The following is an 18,034-nucleotide window of genomic DNA, read 5'->3' as shown; positions in this document are numbered from 1 at the left end:
ACTGGCGCAAAAGCCGATGGCGCTGACAGCGTCATTACATTAAAAGGCACAACAACCATTGAAAAAGTTGCAAACGGACTTGATATACAAAATGCAGCTACAGCCAGTATGACCGGTGGTTCCATTAAAGCATCTCAAATAGGTGCTCTTTTCAACGCTAGCGGAAGTGATGAAAATAAAAACACGCTGGAAAATGTACAAATATCGAGCAGCAAAGATGACGCCTTGATAGATAAAGGAATAAGTGCCGAAAAAAGCACTGTTGCTTTAAACAATGTAACCGTCACTAAAGCGACAACAGGCATATTTGCAAATAATAACTCCACAATAACAGTCTCTGGAGGTTCATTTGATTCAAAACAAGCAACAATATTTGCGCAAAACGGCAGCACAATCACTATAAATGATTCTAAAATTACATCATCTGATAACACTGGGCTCCGAGCAAAAGACAATGGCACCATCAAAATGACGAAAGGAAAAGTTAAAGGAGGAATTTATGCAGCATTAACTGCTGAAAACGGTGGACATATTAATGTTACAGATGTTTCTCTCTCAGTAGCCACAGGTGGTGGAGCTGGTGCAAATGCCAGCGGACCTAATAGTATGATCGAATTGCACGGAACAGAAATTGATCATGCTTTTCTTGGGCTTTATGCAGAAAAAAATGCTATAATTAAAATGACCGGAGGAACTATTACAACTTCTACAGTTGGTGCTACCTTTTATGACAGTAAAAACAATGAAAATAAGTTGGAAGATGTGACAATATCGAGCAGTCAAAAAGATGAAACAGTGGTGTTTACAGGATTAAATTCCCAAGCAAGCAATGTCACTTTAAAAAATGTACACATTACAAATGCAAAATTCGGCGTATATGCAATGGATCATTCTAAAATCAAAATATCAGGAGGATCATTTGTTGGAAACGATATAGGGATTAACGCAGAGAGTGGCAGCACCATTGCTTTAACCGATGATACCCAAATTACATCATCTAATGGTTATGGGCTCCATGCAAGTGGACTAGATTCCACCATCACAATGACGAAAGGAAACATAACGGGGAAAGAGGCAGCATTGACTGTTGAAAACGGTGGGCAAATTGATGCAACAAATATTTTTGCAACAGCAGAGAGAAATGGCATAAAATTTGAAAATCCTGAAGAAGATACAACCTCAGAAATCAATTTAACCAACGCAAAGCTTCACATTAAAAACGGCATTGGAATTAATGTAGATGAATCAACCGGCACAGTCAATCTTGGCAAAAAATCAGAAATCCGTGCCGACGTTCTATTAGTAACCAAAGCTTCAGCTGAAGAAAATGATTTAGCTTTTACACTCAATTCTGATAACTCCATATTAGAGGGTAGAGCAAAAGTTATTAACAGTCCTAAAACAATCTTTAATTTGCAAAACAATACACAATGGATTGTAAAAACCAGCACAAACGAAAAAGATGATGATGGCAATCTGCTTGATATCGCTCAAAGATCTCGTTCTGATATTTCCACGCTTAATCTCGATAACAGCTCCATTGTTTTTGAGAAACCAACAGACGATCACTACCAAACATTGCATATAGGTTCTGGTAAACCAGACACGCAAGAAGTCTACAACGCAACGGGTGATGCAAAGATTTACTTCAACACGGCTTGGAGTGATGGTGCTGCAATAAATGACCAAAAAACCGATAGACTTTTGATCCATGGAGATGTCTCTGGCAACACATCAGTTTATGTCACGGGGCGCTTAGAAGAGAACAATATCGAAGCAAATACCTCTGCTGCTGCCAATGTCCGTGGTCTTTCACTCATTCAAGTTTCTGGAAAAGCAGAAGAAAACTCTTTCAAACTCGTAAATGGCTATACCACAAGAGATGGCTTACCGGATATGTATACACTACGTGCCTATGGACCAGAGTCAAGCCATGGACAAGCCGATGTTGCACAAAACCTCTTTGATGAAAAGAATGAAAATTTCTGGGATTTCCGTTTACAACCCGAGCTGCTTGGCTCCAATTCTGGTTCAAATCCTGATCCTGAAACAAATATCCCTACCGTTGCCCTTGTACCACAAACAGCAAGCTATTTGGTCATGCCAAATGCTCTCTTCTACAGTGGATTAACGGATATGGCTAAACAAAACGCACTTTTAGCCAATATCAAAACATCCGTCTCAGGAAAAGAAGAGGAGAAACAAACCGGTTTCTTCCTCTATACTTACGGAAACACAGGAACCTTATCTTCTGAGCGTGGTCCTCTCAAATATGGTTATGGTGCTGATATCCGCTATGCTGCTCTCCAAGCCGGAGTCACATTGGCAGCAATTGAAGGGCAAAATACCACAACACATCTCGGTCTTGTAGGCACCTATGGGCAGCTGTCTTTCACTCCAAAGGACATGAAAGATGCAGGAAAGAACACGCTGGATAAATGGGCCATTACAGCCTATGGCAGTATACAGCATAACAGTGGTTTCTACATCGATGCACTCTTGTCCTATGGTATCCTAAAAGGGCATATCGCCAATGCCATCAGAGGCAATACCGCGAAGTTGAACGATGCCAAAATGTTAAGTATCTCCACCACTGTTGGCAAAGAATTTGCAACCGGAATGGAAGGCTTAACCTTTGAGCCACAAGCACAAGTTGCCTATCAACATTTGATGTTTAATACCATTGAAGATGCTGATAATTTTACCGTTGATATGAAAAATCCTTCTCAATGGTTGATCCGTGTTGGTGGACGTTTGACAAAAACCATTTCCACTGAAAACAACCGTCCGATGTCTTTCTATGGAAAAGTAAACTTGATCAAAACCTTTGGTGATGATGGTACCATTCATATTGGCAGAGATTTTGACCTTGATCCTATGGGACCTGCAATTGAAGGTGGCGTTGGCATTAATGCGCAACTGTCTCACAATTTCTCGCTTCATGGTGATGTAAGTTATCAACAAAAGCTTCAGAAAACTGGTATAAGTGGTGCAAGCTTTTCAGGTGGTATACGCTATCAGTTTTAAATCAAGGCTGTAAATAGCCTATTCATTCTATTCAATTTAACAAAAAGGCAGCACAATATGCTGCCCTTTTTGTACATTAAAGTCATCCTTTTTCCTTTTAAAGCACCCTTCCCTCTTTATACTTAGTTCTTTACGAAAATCTCCAAGACAAGACACAACAAACGCAACAGAGCACTTCCATCCCCAGTGGATGAAGAGTACTTCCTACTTTGAAAAAAAGAGAAGTCTATTAGAAATAAATTAATACCACTGTATTGAAAGATGAAAAACCACTTTAAGCCCAAGTAAGTTAGCTTTTTTACTAGCTTCTTCTACATCCTTTTTTTCCCTCATAACCCCAATTTGCGTCATATAATAATCCCTACCATCACGTAAAAACCACTATATCAGTATCTCACAATATTTCTCTGAATAATAATATTCAAAATTATAATTCTTTAAATAAAATCAATTATAAATACATTTTGTATTAGAGATAATTAATATCAATTATTTTTTAATTTTGACAAAAAACCAAAAATGTCTTACCAAATAAAGACAATTACTGAAATTAATAACAACTATCCATTTTCACTTCTTCTTATGAAATTCGCGGGGAAATGAATATTTGGGGGCTCTCATAAGGAGAATACTAGTGTATAAAACATCCCTTTTATCATGCACGGCTACAGCCGCTATCATCCTGTTCAACATCCAGTTCAGTGCACATGCTGAAACCCTCGTAGTTTCTGAGGGAAAACAACAAGAAGTATCCGATAAAACCTACGAAACTATTCACGCAAAAGACGGTGGCAAAATCATTGGAAAACATTTAACCATTGTTACGAATAAAGATATAAACCAAGGCACAAACAAAACCGTCTATGCTGTAACAGCAGAAGGTGCTAACAGTGCGATTGAGTTACTGGACGGCACAACCATTAAAGGCACTGGTTCTGGTATTTTCTTAGGCCTTGAAGCCAAAGACGGTGCTACACTTCAAATGACTAAGGGAACAATTACATATTCTGGAATGGAGTCCTCCTCATCTAGCATTTTATCTAGCACTGGTGCTTCCTTTTCTGACAGTAAGAGTAAAAAAAACAAGCTGGAAGACGTGGTAATATCGAGTGAAAACGATAACAGTTCACTATCCTTAGGAATAAGTGCTAAAAACAGCACAGTCATTTTAAACAATGTAACCGTAACTCAAGCACTAAAAGGCATATTTGCAGATGATCACTCGACAATAACAATCTCTGGAGAATCATTTCGTGCAAAAAATACAGCAATATCTGCTCAAAATGGCAGCATCATTACTTTAAACAACAATGTTACAGTCGCATCATCTAATGGTAATGCACTCCATGCAGATGGTATAGAATCCAAGATCACAATGAAAGGAGGAGCTGTCATAGGAGGAAATTTGAATGGACATGAAGGCGCATTACTTACAGAAAATGGTGGACGTATTGAAATTACGGATGTTACTCTAACAACCGATAACTTGGGAAACGGTGTAAATGCCAATGGCTTTGGAAGCATAATTGAATTAAAAGGCAAAACAAGCATTAAAAAAGTTAGAGATGGACTGAGAGCAGAAAAAGGTGGTAAAATCACCAGCGAAGATTTAACAATAACTGCTTATGAAAACCAAGAATACGGCACTTCTGGTATAATAGCCATTAATCCTAATAGTGAAATTCAATTAAAGGGGCATACAACCTTTGAAAAAGTTTCGTACGGTCTTGGAGCCTATAATGGTGGTAAAATTACCAGCGGAGATTTAATAATAGTCGGTGGTAAAGCAATTAATGACAACCCCAATGAAGCACGATCTGGTGTATGGACAGCAGGCTCTGGGAGTGAAATTCAGTTAACGGGCAAAACAACCATTCAAAATTTTGATGAAGGTCTTTATGCAGAGGATGGAAGTAAAATCATTAGCGGAGATTTAACAATAATCGGTGGTGAGTCCGAAGCAGCAACCGTTGGTGTAAACACTTGGGAGGCTGATAGTATAGTTGAATTAAATGGCAAAACAACCATTCAAAATGTTGATGTTGGTCTCGCTATTGGTAAAGATGGCACAATTAAGATGATTAATGGCGCTATTGATGCTAATTCTAAAAGTCTAGATACCCAATCCGACGCCCTTCAGAATGGGAAGAAAAATAAAATAGAAGCAAAAAAAGTTGCAATGGTTGTAATAAATGGCGGCCATATTGATCTAACGGATGTTTCTGCAAAAGTAGGAATCAGTGGCTTACAGTTCTTAGCTGTCTCTGATATTGATAAAAATGAATCAGATGATCCACAAAAACACCAAAGTAGTGAGATCAATCTAACTAATGCAGAGCTTCATGCTGAAAATGGTACTGGAATTTTTGTTGGAGCTTTTACTAACGATAACATTGAAGATATTCAAGGTTTGTCAATCGGTACAGTCAATCTCAAAAATTCAGAAATCCATGCCGACGTATTATTAGGAGATGGTATTTTCGAAAATCCAAAATCTTGGGGAACCGATAATTATTGGAATGATAAAAAGGTTAAAGCGATCTCCAACGGCACCTTCACCTTAAGCGCTGATCAGTCTACTTTAGAGGGCAGAGCGAATATTGCTAAAGACAGAAATGTGCACTTTGATCTAAAAAATAAGACAACATGGACGTTGAAAATCAGCAAACATGAAAAAGATGATGATGGCAATCTGCTTGATATCGCTCAAAGATCTCATTCTGATATTTCCACGCTTAATCTCGATAACAGCTCCATTGTTTTTGAGAAACCAACAGACGATCACTACCAAACATTGCATATAGGTTCTGGTAAACCAGACACGCAAGAAGTCTACAACGCAACGGGTGATGCAAAGATTTACTTCAACACGGCTTGGAGTGATGGTGCTGCAATAAATGACCAAAAAACCGATAGACTTTTGATCCATGGAGATGTCTCTGGCAACACATCAGTTTATGTCACGGGGCGCTTAGAAGAGAACAATATCGAAGCAAATACCTCTGCTGCTGCCAATGTCCGTGGTCTTTCACTCATTCAAGTTTCTGGAAAAGCAGAAGAAAACTCTTTCAAACTCGTAAATGGCTATACCACAAGAGATGGCTTACCGGATATGTATACACTACGTGCCTATGGACCAGAGTCAAGCCATGGACAAGCCGATGTTGCACAAAACCTCTTTGATGAAAAGAATGAAAATTTCTGGGATTTCCGTTTACAACCCGAGCTGCTTGGCTCCAATTCTGGTTCAAATCCTGATCCTGAAACAAATATCCCTACCGTTGCCCTTGTACCACAAACAGCAAGCTATTTGGTCATGCCAAATGCTCTCTTCTACAGTGGATTAACGGATATGGCTAAACAAAACGCACTTTTAGCCAATATCAAAACATCCGTCTCAGGAAAAGAAGAGGAGAAACAAACCGGTTTCTTCCTCTATACTTACGGAAACACAGGAACCTTATCTTCTGAGCGTGGTCCTCTCAAATATGGTTATGGTGCTGATATCCGCTATGCTGCTCTCCAAGCCGGAGTCACATTGGCAGCAATTGAAGGGCAAAATACCACAACACATCTCGGTCTTGTAGGCACCTATGGGCAGCTGTCTTTCACTCCAAAGGACATGAAAGATGCAGGAAAGAACACGCTGGATAAATGGGCCATTACAGCCTATGGCAGTATACAGCATAACAGTGGTTTCTACATCGATGCACTCTTGTCCTATGGTATCCTAAAAGGGCATATCGCCAATGCCATCAGAGGCAATACCGCGAAGTTGAACGATGCCAAAATGTTAAGTATCTCCACCACTGTTGGCAAAGAATTTGCAACCGGAATGGAAGGCTTAACCTTTGAGCCACAAGCACAAGTTGCCTATCAACATTTGATGTTTAATACCATTGAAGATGCTGATAATTTTACCGTTGATATGAAAAATCCTTCTCAATGGTTGATCCGTGTTGGTGGACGTTTGACAAAAACCATTTCCACTGAAAACAACCGTCCGATGTCTTTCTATGGAAAAGTAAACTTGATCAAAACCTTTGGTGATGATGGTACCATTCATATTGGCAGAGATTTTGACCTTGATCCTATGGGACCTGCAATTGAAGGTGGCGTTGGCATTAATGCGCAACTGTCTCACAATTTCTCGCTTCATGGTGATGTAAGTTATCAACAAAAGCTTCAGAAAACTGGTATAAGTGGTGCAAGCTTTTCAGGTGGTATACGCTATCAGTTTTAAGGAAAGGAAATTCTTCTCGGAACCTCTTATTTTAAGCAGAGCAGCCTGTGCCCTACATGAGAAGGAAAGCACATGTACAAGCGTATGAGACTGAAAAAAGTGTAAAAGCGAGCGTTGCTTTCCCGTTCGTTTGCACAGAAAGGCTGCACAACTCTGTATTGTGCAGCTTTTTTAATTTTCTATAATATTATGTAGCCCTTTTGTTGATATTACCTCTTGTAAATAAACCCTGCTTTTCTTTTCTGCTAAAGTCCTTTTTATTCCTTAAAGAAACCTCTTTCTTCTTCATGCAGTAGATGTACTAGCTTTTCTTTAAAGGAATTCCCTTCACCTCTTTACGGCAGAAGATCTGCTGCAAAATACCTTTTTGCGCAGAAAATCCAATCAGGCATAACAAACATAACACAATGCTTTGTACTCAATTTATCTAAAATGCTCAGGAAATCATAAAGAAGAGCTAAAGCTTTATCAATCATTATAAGTATTATTTAAGTATATACATAAATATATTTTAGATATACAGAAAACAAATATTAAATTCATTATGTGATTGAAATTATAATAGTTTATATTTAATAATTTGTTTTATAAATTATAAATTACATAGTTATTTACAAAATAAAAAACCATTTAATAAAAATTTATTATAGAATACAAGTAAATAATAAATTTAATATATAAATGTAAAAATAAATAAAGTATAAAATTATATTATATTATATTATATTATTAAATAATATTTTTTATTTAATAATAAAATTATATAAATACTTTATATAAAAGTTAAAATAATATAACCTCCCGATGAAAATTGTGTGTTCTTTATCCTTTTTATAAGCGGGGAGAGAATATGCGGAGGCTTATAAGTTAAGGAAAATCTTCATGTCTAAAAAATTTTTACTATCCTGTACAGCTGTTGCAACAATCGCGCTGTTTAGTGCTCATACTAATGTAAAAGCCGAAAAAATCTTAATGAATTTTCATGGAATAACTGAGGAAGCATCCAACTTCACTGTTGGCGGTATAATAGTGATAAAAGGTAGTGGAATAATTGGAAAAAATTTAGCAATAATTCACGACAGCAAAAACATGGAGGACGACTGGTTGAGCACTGTACGCATTATCGAACCTAATAGCTTTCTTGACTTATCAGAATCAACGATTAAGGCTAAAGAAATCGGTGTGATGGCAACAGACGGTGGTATAATAAAAATGAATGCAGTAGGTATTATTGCTCCTACAGTAGGCTTATTTCTCGAAGATAGCAAAAGTGATAAAAACAAGCTGAAAAATGTGACAATAACGAGCAGTAAAGATGACTTAATGGAAAAAGGAATAGCTCTTTATAAGGAAAGTAAAGTCATCTTGGAAAACGTAACAGTTACTCAAGCAAAAGTGGGTATAGAAGCGTTGGATAATTCTCAAACAACGGTATCAGGAGGATACTTTAATGCAAAAGAGCATGGAATATACGCTGGTACAGGCTCTACAATTACTTTAAAGAACAATGTTACAGTGTCCTCTGATGAATATGGCCTCAATGCAAATGGTGCACAATCCAAAATCACGATGATTGGGGGAACTGTAACTGGGAAAAAAAATGCATTAGTTGCAGCAAATAGTGGATATATTGATGGCATAGATACCACTCTAATGGCAGATGGCAATGGAAAAGGTGCATGGGCTAACGGCCCCAACAGTACAATTGAATTGCATGGCAATACAACAATTAAAGAAGCTGCAATCGGACTTGAGGCAAAAGACAATGGTATCATCCAAATGACAGGAGGATCTATCACTGTTTCCGAGACAGGGGCTTCTTTTGAAAACAGCAAGAGTGACAACAACAAGTTAGAAAATGTCGTGATAACAAGCAGCAGCGATGATAAACCGATAACCACAGGTGTAAGTGCTGATAAGGAAAGCACGGTTACTTTAAAAAATATCACCGTTAAGAACGCACAAAAGACTCTCTTGGCTAATGATAATTCCCAAATAACAGTAACGGACGGCGGTTCCTTTGGCGGTGAGGTACAAGCCAAGCAAGGCAGCACAATTACTTTAAATGATAATGTTATAGTAACATCTGAAAATAATGGGCTTCATGCAGATGGTGAACAATCTAAAATCACAATGACTGGAGGAACTGTAAAAGGGCAAAAAAGTGCTCTGTTGACAGAAAATGCCGGATATATTGATGTCACAGATATTTCTGCGAAAGCACAGTGCAATGGGATAAGCATTGATGACTCCAAAAACGATCAGACTTCAAGAATCAACCTGACCAATACAAACCTTTTTGTCGAAGATGGAACGGGTATTGTTGCCAACAATTCATCAAATGGTAAACTCAACCTCAAAGATTCAAAAATCAGTGCCGACAGGTTATTCGTGGGTATAACTCATGATACGCCAAAACCTGATCAAATCTTTACACTCACCGCAGAAAACTCTCTCTTACAGGGGGGAGTAAGAAATGACGGAAACAGCAGAACAACTTTCGATCTCAAAAACGATACAACATGGTTCGTAAACACTAGCACAAAAGAAAAAGATGATGCGGGCAAGTTACTTGATATTGCCCAAAGATCTCATTCTGATGTTTCTATACTTAATCTCGACAATAGTTCCATTGTTTTTCAACAGCCGACAGAAAACCATTATCATACATTGCATATAGGTTCTGGGAAACCAGACACGCAAGCAGTCTACAATGCTTCTGGTGACGCAAAGATTTCTTTTAATGTTGGATCTGTTGAGAGCTCTGATATAATCGATCAAAAAAATGATCGACTTCTGATCCAAGGAGATGTCTTAGGTACAACAACAGTTTATGTTATGAGTGATTTCAAAGATAGCAATAATATAACAGAAGCTTTTCACCCTTCTTCTAATACCAGTGGAGTTTCGCTCATTCAAGTTTCCGGGAAAGCAGATGAAAATTCCTTCAAATTAGCCAATGGTTATATCCAAGCAACTGGTTCACCTTATAAATATAGGCTTACCGCTTATGGACCAACATCCAGCTATGGTGCTGCAAATGAAACACTAAACCTGTTGGGAGAAAATGATAATTTCTGGGATTTCCGTTTGCAGAAATTTATTTTACCACAAGTAGCGAGCTATTTGGCCGTACCTAATGCTCTCTTCTACGCTGGTTTTATCGATATGGCTCAACAAAGTACTCTGTTAGCTGATCTGAGAACAACAGCTATAGGGATCGAAGATAACGTCAAAAAAAATGGATTCTTTCTCTCTTCCTATGGAAGTATCGCAACCCTATCGTCACAACAATATGGCTATAACACAAACATTCGCTATGCTGCTACACAAGCAGGTTTTACAGCTTCTGCACAAAAGAGCCAAAATACAATCCTATATTGGGGTCTTACCGGAACCTATGCTCAATTATCCCTCACCCCCCAAAATATAGAAGATGCAGACAAGAGTACGCTTAACAAATGGGCAGTCACAGCCTACAGCGGTATAGAGCATAATAGCGGTTTCTATATGGATACACTCTTCTCTTATGGGATCTGGAAAGGAAATATCTCTACAGCCATCGCTAACAGTACCACTAAAGTCGATGATATAAAAATGTTAATTGCCTCAACAACAATAGGTCAAAAATTCACAACGGGTATTAAAGCCCTCACGTTTGAACCCCAGGCGCAACTTGTTTACCAGCGTCTAATCTTTAATGCCTTTTCTAATGCTGATAATCTTAAAGTTGATATCGGTGAACCTTATCAATGGTTAGTACGCATTGGTGGACGTTTGACAAAAACTACTACCTCCACAGAAAAGAACCGTGTCATTTCTCTGTATGGAAAAGTGAACTTTCTCAAAACTTTTGGTGATGATGGTAAAGTACAGATTGGCGACACCTTTCCCCTTGATCCTACAGGATCTTCTATTGAAGGTGGGCTTGGCATCAATGCAAAATTGTCTCGCAGTTTAGCCCTCCATGGTGATATAAACTATCGAAAAAAGCTGCAAAAAACTGGTATATCCGGAACAAACTTTTCAGGAGGGATACGCTATCAGTTTTAAGGAAAGGCTGTAAATAGCCTATTCATTCTATTCAATTTAACAAAAAAGGCAGTATACATACTGCCTTTTTAATCTATGTAAGCTACTATTCTTATCCCCTGAAACTTTTTTCTTTTCTCCTCAATAATCTCCTTCCCTCCTATTTACACGAGTCACGCGGCATATTCATTATCGAATTTGTCTATAAAGCTAAGCAAAGTGTATTTTTAGATAATAAAAAGAAGACTACATTGGAAAAGATAATGATAAAAGAAACTCTCTCTTCATACCTTTTCTATGTTTATCCTCCTGTTTCTTCAATCCATTAGCTTAACAGCACCCTGTAAGGATTCATTTATATGTCCATGTACCGTTTTTAGGCAAACCATTTTGACAATGCTTATCCCTCTCATTCCATACAGTATATTGATTTATAAAGATAATTCTTTATTTTCCATGTTGAATGAGAGTCCCTAATATCGTAGGATTCTCTCATTTCAAACTTGTTTTATGTTGAATCAATTAAAAATTTTCTTGCACGTTACAAGCAGGGCTGGCGTGTGGAGAAAAGTTATATAAGAAAAACCTGAGAATTCCTCTCATGAACTGCCTCAAGTGCCAAGGGCTTGTCACAAAAACATTGGGAGCTGGCAAAGTGTGTGATGGGCTTGCTCTTTTATTAAGCGTAAAGGTATCGGCTTACTCCTTCGTAAGCGTAAAGATGATGGGACTCTATGGCTTTAACGTTATAGCATTCATGACCATCGTAGCAAAATGAGCTTTGGTACCCCTTAAGGAAAAGTCTCTTTTAAAGAAAGCCTGTGAATAGCCCCCTCATCTCTTCTTCTTATAGCAGAAAAAATTTGCTGATCGTTTTGGTTAGTGCATCAAATAATACATCTCAACACTATAGAGCTTTTATAGCGATTATCTTTAATAGACAATTTTTAAATATCATACTTCATAGTGCTTTTAGCATAAGCTTAACCAAGCTAGGTTTTATGAAATCCACTTTTCTCAACTTTTTATGATCATGAAAAAAGTTTTTCTGAAGCAAAACTTCAAATCATAGAGAACACCATCAATATAATTCGTTTTGTTATTTACAATAAAAACATAATGATATAGAAACTGTCTGGGTACTTGCGCCATCAGGGGAATGAAGTAAGCATCAAAGCATACCAAATACTAAAGGCATATCTATGTGTAAGAAATATATTTATAAGAAAAATTTTTTGTTATGTACAATTGCTGGAACTTTGATTTTTTCTCATTTCGGTTCAACTTATGCAAATACATTGGCTCCTGAAACTCCTGGAATTTTGGGGAAGATTGAATTAAATAAGGGAGAAGAAAAGACTTTAAATAATGTTCTTGTCCGCGATAAAGGACCTGGAATATTAGCGCATGATAAAGCAGCTATCACAATTGTAAAATCAACAATACACACGGAAATGTCTGCACTTTCTGTATCAACAGGTGGACGCATTCATGCTAAAGAAATTAAAGCAAATACAGTGTACAAAGGTTTAGAAACAAAGAATGGTATAATCAACGTTGAAGATTCAACCATAACCGTCCAACGAGGAGGTGCCGGTGGTATCGTTTTTTATGAAACAAAAGATTCTTCACTGAAAAGTGGAGAAAAAGTTGTCAATAAGGTTGTTCTTAGCAATACAAAACTTCTTGTGAAAAACGGTACCGGTATTCTTGGTCCCTACTGCTCAAGAGCCGTTGCTGAAGTTCAACTTAAAGACTCAGAAATTCGATCTGACGTATTATTGAGAAATAAAACGAAACGTAAATATTATGACAACGATACTCTTCCTGTAACTTTAGCATTAACCGCTGATAATTCAACAATAGAGGGACGAGCAAGAACTTTAAAAGTCAATACAACGGTTTTGACTCTGAATAACAAGAGCAAATGGTACTTAAAGACCTCTCAAGAGGAAGTCGATACTGACTTTAATGTGTTTAACTATGAGCTCAGTGATATTAAACAACGAGCCCTTTCTACCGTTTCAGTACTGAATCTTAATAATAGTTCTATCATATTTAAGACACCACAAGGGCGGGAAAAAGATCATTATCATACCTTGTATGTAGGGCGAACAGCTGAGGTTCGTAGACCTGAGGGAAGTACAATCCCCGATATAGAAAGCACTTATAATACAGTTTACAATGCCACAGGCGATGCAAAAATTTATTTTAATATTGAATGGAGTGATGGTCTAGTAAAAGAACAGCAAAAAGCTGACCGCCTCCTTATTCATGGTGATGTATCAGGCAGCACAACAGTCCATATCAAGAACCTTGCGAAAGGTGAGATATTAAAAGCTGAAGATTCTGTTTCCTCGAATATGCGTGGTCTTTCACTCATTCAAGTTTCTGGGAATGCAAATGAAGATTCCTTCAAACTTGCACACGGCTACACCACAATGGGGGGCTTGCCTTATAAATATATACTCAAAGCCTATGGTCCAACATCCAGCCATGGGACAGCCGATAGCACACAAAGTCATTTTAGCGGAATATCACAAGAATCAAAAGAAAATACCCTCAAAGACTACACAATCTACACGATATCAGCATTAGGAAAAATGATTGAAGGCGTTTCACCAAAAGAGAAAGAAGCGCAAAATACCGGTTCATCATCCCTTGGACAAGCAAACAACGCACAAAACATTTTGGAAAAAAATCAGAATTTCTGGGATTTTCGCTTGCAAAATGCGACTCTCGATAATGAAGGAAAGATCAGAGCTCTCGTTCCTCAAGTGGCAAGCTATTTGTCCATGCCTAACGCACTATTCTCAGCTGGACTGGCTGATATAAACAATCAAAACACTTTACTCAACTCGATACAGGAAAACACCTTTGATACAAAAGATCATAAAAACAAAGGAGTCTTCTTCTCGACTTATGGAAATAAGATGACATTATCCTCTCACCGTACGCCATTACAATATGGCTATGGTGCCGATATTCACTATGCAGCTTTACAGGCAGGCATTACATTAGCAGCTCTAGAAGATCAAAATATGACCACCAATTTTGGTCTTTTAGGGACATATGGGAAATTAGCTTTCACCCCTAAAGACATGGAAGGTGCTGACAAGAGTACACTCAATAAATGGTCAATTGCTGCATATAGTGGGCTGCGCCATAATAATGGGATATACATCCATGCACTCTTCTCCTATGGAATGCTCAAGGGAGATATCACCACAGCTCTCATAGGAAAGACTGCAGAATTGAAAAATGCTGATACATTCAGTGCATCAGCAACCATTGGACAAAAGTTCGAAACCAGTAGGAAAGGATTGGTCTTTGAACCACAAGCACAACTTGTTTATCAACGCCTCGTGCTTGGCACACTCTCAGATGTCGATGGCTTTGATGTAGATATGGGAAATCCTTATCAATACTTAGTGCGTGTTGGTGGACGCTTAACGCAAACGAAGCTTTCTATTGAAAACGGCGGTATTCTTTCTTTCTATGGTAAACTAAACGTTGTTAAAGCTTTTTCTAACAATGGTACGATACAGATTGGTGAACCATTCCACCTTGATTCTATGGGAGCTGCCCTTGAAGGTGGACTTGGTGTAAATGCACAATTATCACAAAATATCGCACTTTATGCTGATGTTAACTATCAATATAAGCTTCAAAAAACTGGTATATCTGGAGCAAGCTTTTCAGGCGGAATACGCTATCAGTTTTAAGAAAAAGCAAAAAACAATTTATATTCTATTCATTTTAATAAAAGGCAGTACAAATATGCTGCCTTTTTACAATCTATCGGAAAGAAGCGTCAATAACGATTCTTTCTACCACCTTTCTTGAGCCAATTAATCTCACTCAAACCAAATGTAACAAAATCTGTTATCTCTGAATGAATACTGAATTCTCAAAAGAGCTGCCTTTTTGATTTATAAAAATCAAATGCTTTTAATAAATTTTTTTTGTATTTTAAAACACGTAATAAATAATTCTCTGTGTAAGAAAATCAATTAAAAGCTTTTTGTAAGCACACAACAACAGCTTCTCCAAAAACTTTGTAGAGTTTCCATAACAACAGCCTTAAGCAACAAACATCCTTGCAAAATATTTTGTTTCTTAACACTTTTAAACGGAAGACTTATTAAATTAGCTTTTCTGCAATTCATAGTTGCTAACTGCAATCTCTATTTTAAAAACTCTTCTAAAATCATTTTTAAACGATAAAGAACAGGACGCAATATTTCGTTTTGTTGTTTACAATAAAAACATAATGATATAGAAACTGTCTGGGTACTTGCGCCATCAGGGGAATGAAGTAAGCATCAAAGCATACCAAATACTAAAGGCATATCTATGTGTAAGAAATATATTTATAAGAAAAATTTTTTGTTATGTACAATTGCTGGAACTTTGATTTTTTCTCATTTCGGTTCAACTTATGCAAATACATCAGCTCCTACAATGGTTATGGCTCGTGCGGATAAAGCAGGAGAAGAAAAAACCTTTAATAACGTTTTTATCCGCAGCGCATATACAACAGTGGTTGCTGATGACAAAGCCTTTATCACCATTACAAATTCAACAATGCGTTCAGACTCAAATTTATTTACCGCAACAACAGGTGGACGTATTCATGCTAAAAAAACTGTAGGAAAATCAAATTCCCGTGGTTTAGAAATTTCAAACGGCATCATCCATATTGAAGATTCAATCATAAATGTTTCCGGACATCACAAAAGTCGTGGTATCCTTTTTGATTACATCCCAAGTTCCCAAGTAAAAGAGGGCGAAAAAGTTATCAATAAAGCAATTCTTACCAACACAAAACTTCTTGTTGAAAATGGTATTGGTATTCTAGGACCAGATTATGCAAAATCTGTTGCTGAGGTAGAACTTAAAAGTTCAGAAATTCGTTCTGATATATTATTAAAAAATAAAATCCCAGAAAACTCAAAAGATATCGATCCTCGCACTTTTATATTAAGCGCTGACAATTCGATTATAGAAGGACGAGCAAAGACTTTACCTCAAAATACAACGATTTTTACTCTCAACAATAACAGCAAGTGGTCCCTAAAGATTAGTCAATTTGAAGTAGACAAAGAATTTGACAGGTCTAAAGGATACTTGCTCACTGATATTAAACAACGTGCACAATCTATTGTCTCAGTATTGAACCTTAATAATAGCTCTATTATATTTAATGCGCCGCATAAACTAGCAGATAATCAGTATCAAACCTTGCATGTGGGAAAACAGCCAACAGCTGAAGCTGCGAAAGCAGAGCAAAACAGAAGCTCCGATGCAACAACGGTTTACAATGCATTGGGCAACGCAAGGATTTACTTTAATACCGAATGGAGTAATGGTCTTATAAAAGAACAACAAAAAACTGACCGTGTTCTCGTTCATGGTAATGTCTCAGGCACCACAACGATCTATTTCAACAATCTTTCAAAGCGTGCAGAACCATTCGATAATGATGAAGTTTCAATTCCTTTGAATGCGCGTGGTCTCTCACTTGTTCAGGTGTCTGGAAAAGCAGAGGAAGCCGCCTTCACGCTGGCAAATGGCTACACTACAATGGATGGATTGCCCTATAAATATGTATTAAATGGCTATGGACCAACATCCAGCCGTGGGAGAGCTGACAAACAGCAAAGTCTCTTGCAAGAAAGTGAAGAGTTTTGGGATTTCCGTCTACAAAATGCGACTCTTGATGATGAAGGAAAAATCAAAGCTCTTGTTCCTCAAATGGCAAGCTATTTGGTTATGCATAATGCAATATTCTCCTCTGGCTTGGCTGATATAAACAATCAAAATACACTGTTAGATAATATGCACTCAACAGTTTTTGGATTAGAAGGTCATAAACAAAAAGGGATATTTTTATCGACTTATGGCAACAAGATGACGTTATCTTCCAGCCGTAGTCCATTGGAATATGGTTATGGTGCTAATGTTCACTATGCTGCTATACAAGCAGGCATGACATTAACAACGTTAGAAAATCAAAATATAACCGCGAATCTTGGTCTTTTAGGCACATATGGAAAGCTCGCTTTTACGCCAAAGGACATGGAAGGTTCTGACAAAAGCATACTGGATAAATGGTCCTTTACGGCATATGGGAATCTCCACCATGACAATGGTCTCTATGTTAATGCATTTTTCTCTTACGGCATTTTAAACGGACATATTACAACAGCCCTTATCGGCAACACCACAGAATTAAACAATACGGATACATTAAATATATCAGCTACCGTTGGACAAAAACTAGCAACTGGTGTTGAAGGGCTGTCTTTTGAACCACAAGCACAACTTATTTATCAACATATTGCCTTTGGCACTCTTTCAGATATTGATGGCTTCCAAGTTAATATAAAGCCCCCTCATCAATGGTTGGTCCGTATTGGAGGGCGTTTAACAAAAACAGTACTTCCTATTGAAAAAGATCGTTTTCTTTCTTTTTATGGTAAATTGAATGTCATCAAAGCTTTTGGTGAGAAGCGCGCTATTGATGTTATGGAATCTTTCCATCTCGATTCTATGGGCTCTTCCCTTGAAGGTGGGCTTGGCATTAACGCGCAGCTTTCTAAAAATATCGCACTTCATGCTGACGTTAATTACCAACATAAACTTCAAAAAGCTGGGTTCTCTGGAATTAATTTTTCCGGAGGAATGCGTTATCGCTTTTAGAAATCTTAGCTCTCTATTTTGACGCAT

6 protein-coding genes are annotated in these 18,034 nt (G+C 37.6%); all 6 read left to right on the top strand.

What is annotated here, in order from left to right; all coding sequences use genetic code 11:
* Positions 1-3,027 (top strand): autotransporter outer membrane beta-barrel domain-containing protein (locus tag ACFINO_RS06940; RefSeq protein ID WP_375655311.1); only part of this gene is annotated, 3,027 nt, incomplete at its 5' end.
* A 634-nt stretch (positions 3,028-3,661) separates the two neighbouring features.
* Positions 3,662-7,270 (top strand): autotransporter outer membrane beta-barrel domain-containing protein, encoded by a 3,609-nt coding sequence (locus ACFINO_RS06935; RefSeq protein WP_375655310.1) that lies wholly within the window; start codon positions 3,662-3,664, stop codon positions 7,268-7,270.
* 882 nt (positions 7,271-8,152) lie between these two features.
* Positions 8,153-11,323, top strand: coding sequence for an autotransporter outer membrane beta-barrel domain-containing protein (locus ACFINO_RS06930; protein WP_375655309.1), 3,171 nt, complete (start codon positions 8,153-8,155; stop codon positions 11,321-11,323).
* A 580-nt stretch (positions 11,324-11,903) separates the two neighbouring features.
* A complete protein-coding gene (locus tag ACFINO_RS06925; RefSeq protein WP_375655308.1) occupies positions 11,904-12,080 on the top strand; it encodes a hypothetical protein in 177 nt (58 codons plus the stop codon).
* 424 nt (positions 12,081-12,504) lie between these two features.
* A complete protein-coding gene (locus tag ACFINO_RS06920) occupies positions 12,505-15,027 on the top strand; it encodes an autotransporter outer membrane beta-barrel domain-containing protein (RefSeq protein ID WP_375655307.1) in 2,523 nt (840 codons plus the stop codon).
* Positions 15,028-15,658: 631 nt separating this feature from the next.
* Positions 15,659-18,007, top strand: coding sequence for an autotransporter outer membrane beta-barrel domain-containing protein (locus ACFINO_RS06915; protein WP_375655306.1), 2,349 nt, complete (start codon positions 15,659-15,661; stop codon positions 18,005-18,007).
* Positions 18,008-18,034 lie beyond the last annotated feature (27 nt).

The organism is Bartonella sp. AA83SXKL (assembly GCF_042196965.1).
In the GTDB taxonomy this organism is placed as follows: Bacteria; Pseudomonadota; Alphaproteobacteria; order Rhizobiales; family Rhizobiaceae; genus Bartonella.
Note: the sequence above shows the minus strand (reverse complement) of the source record. Positions and strands in the feature narration are given on the sequence as shown.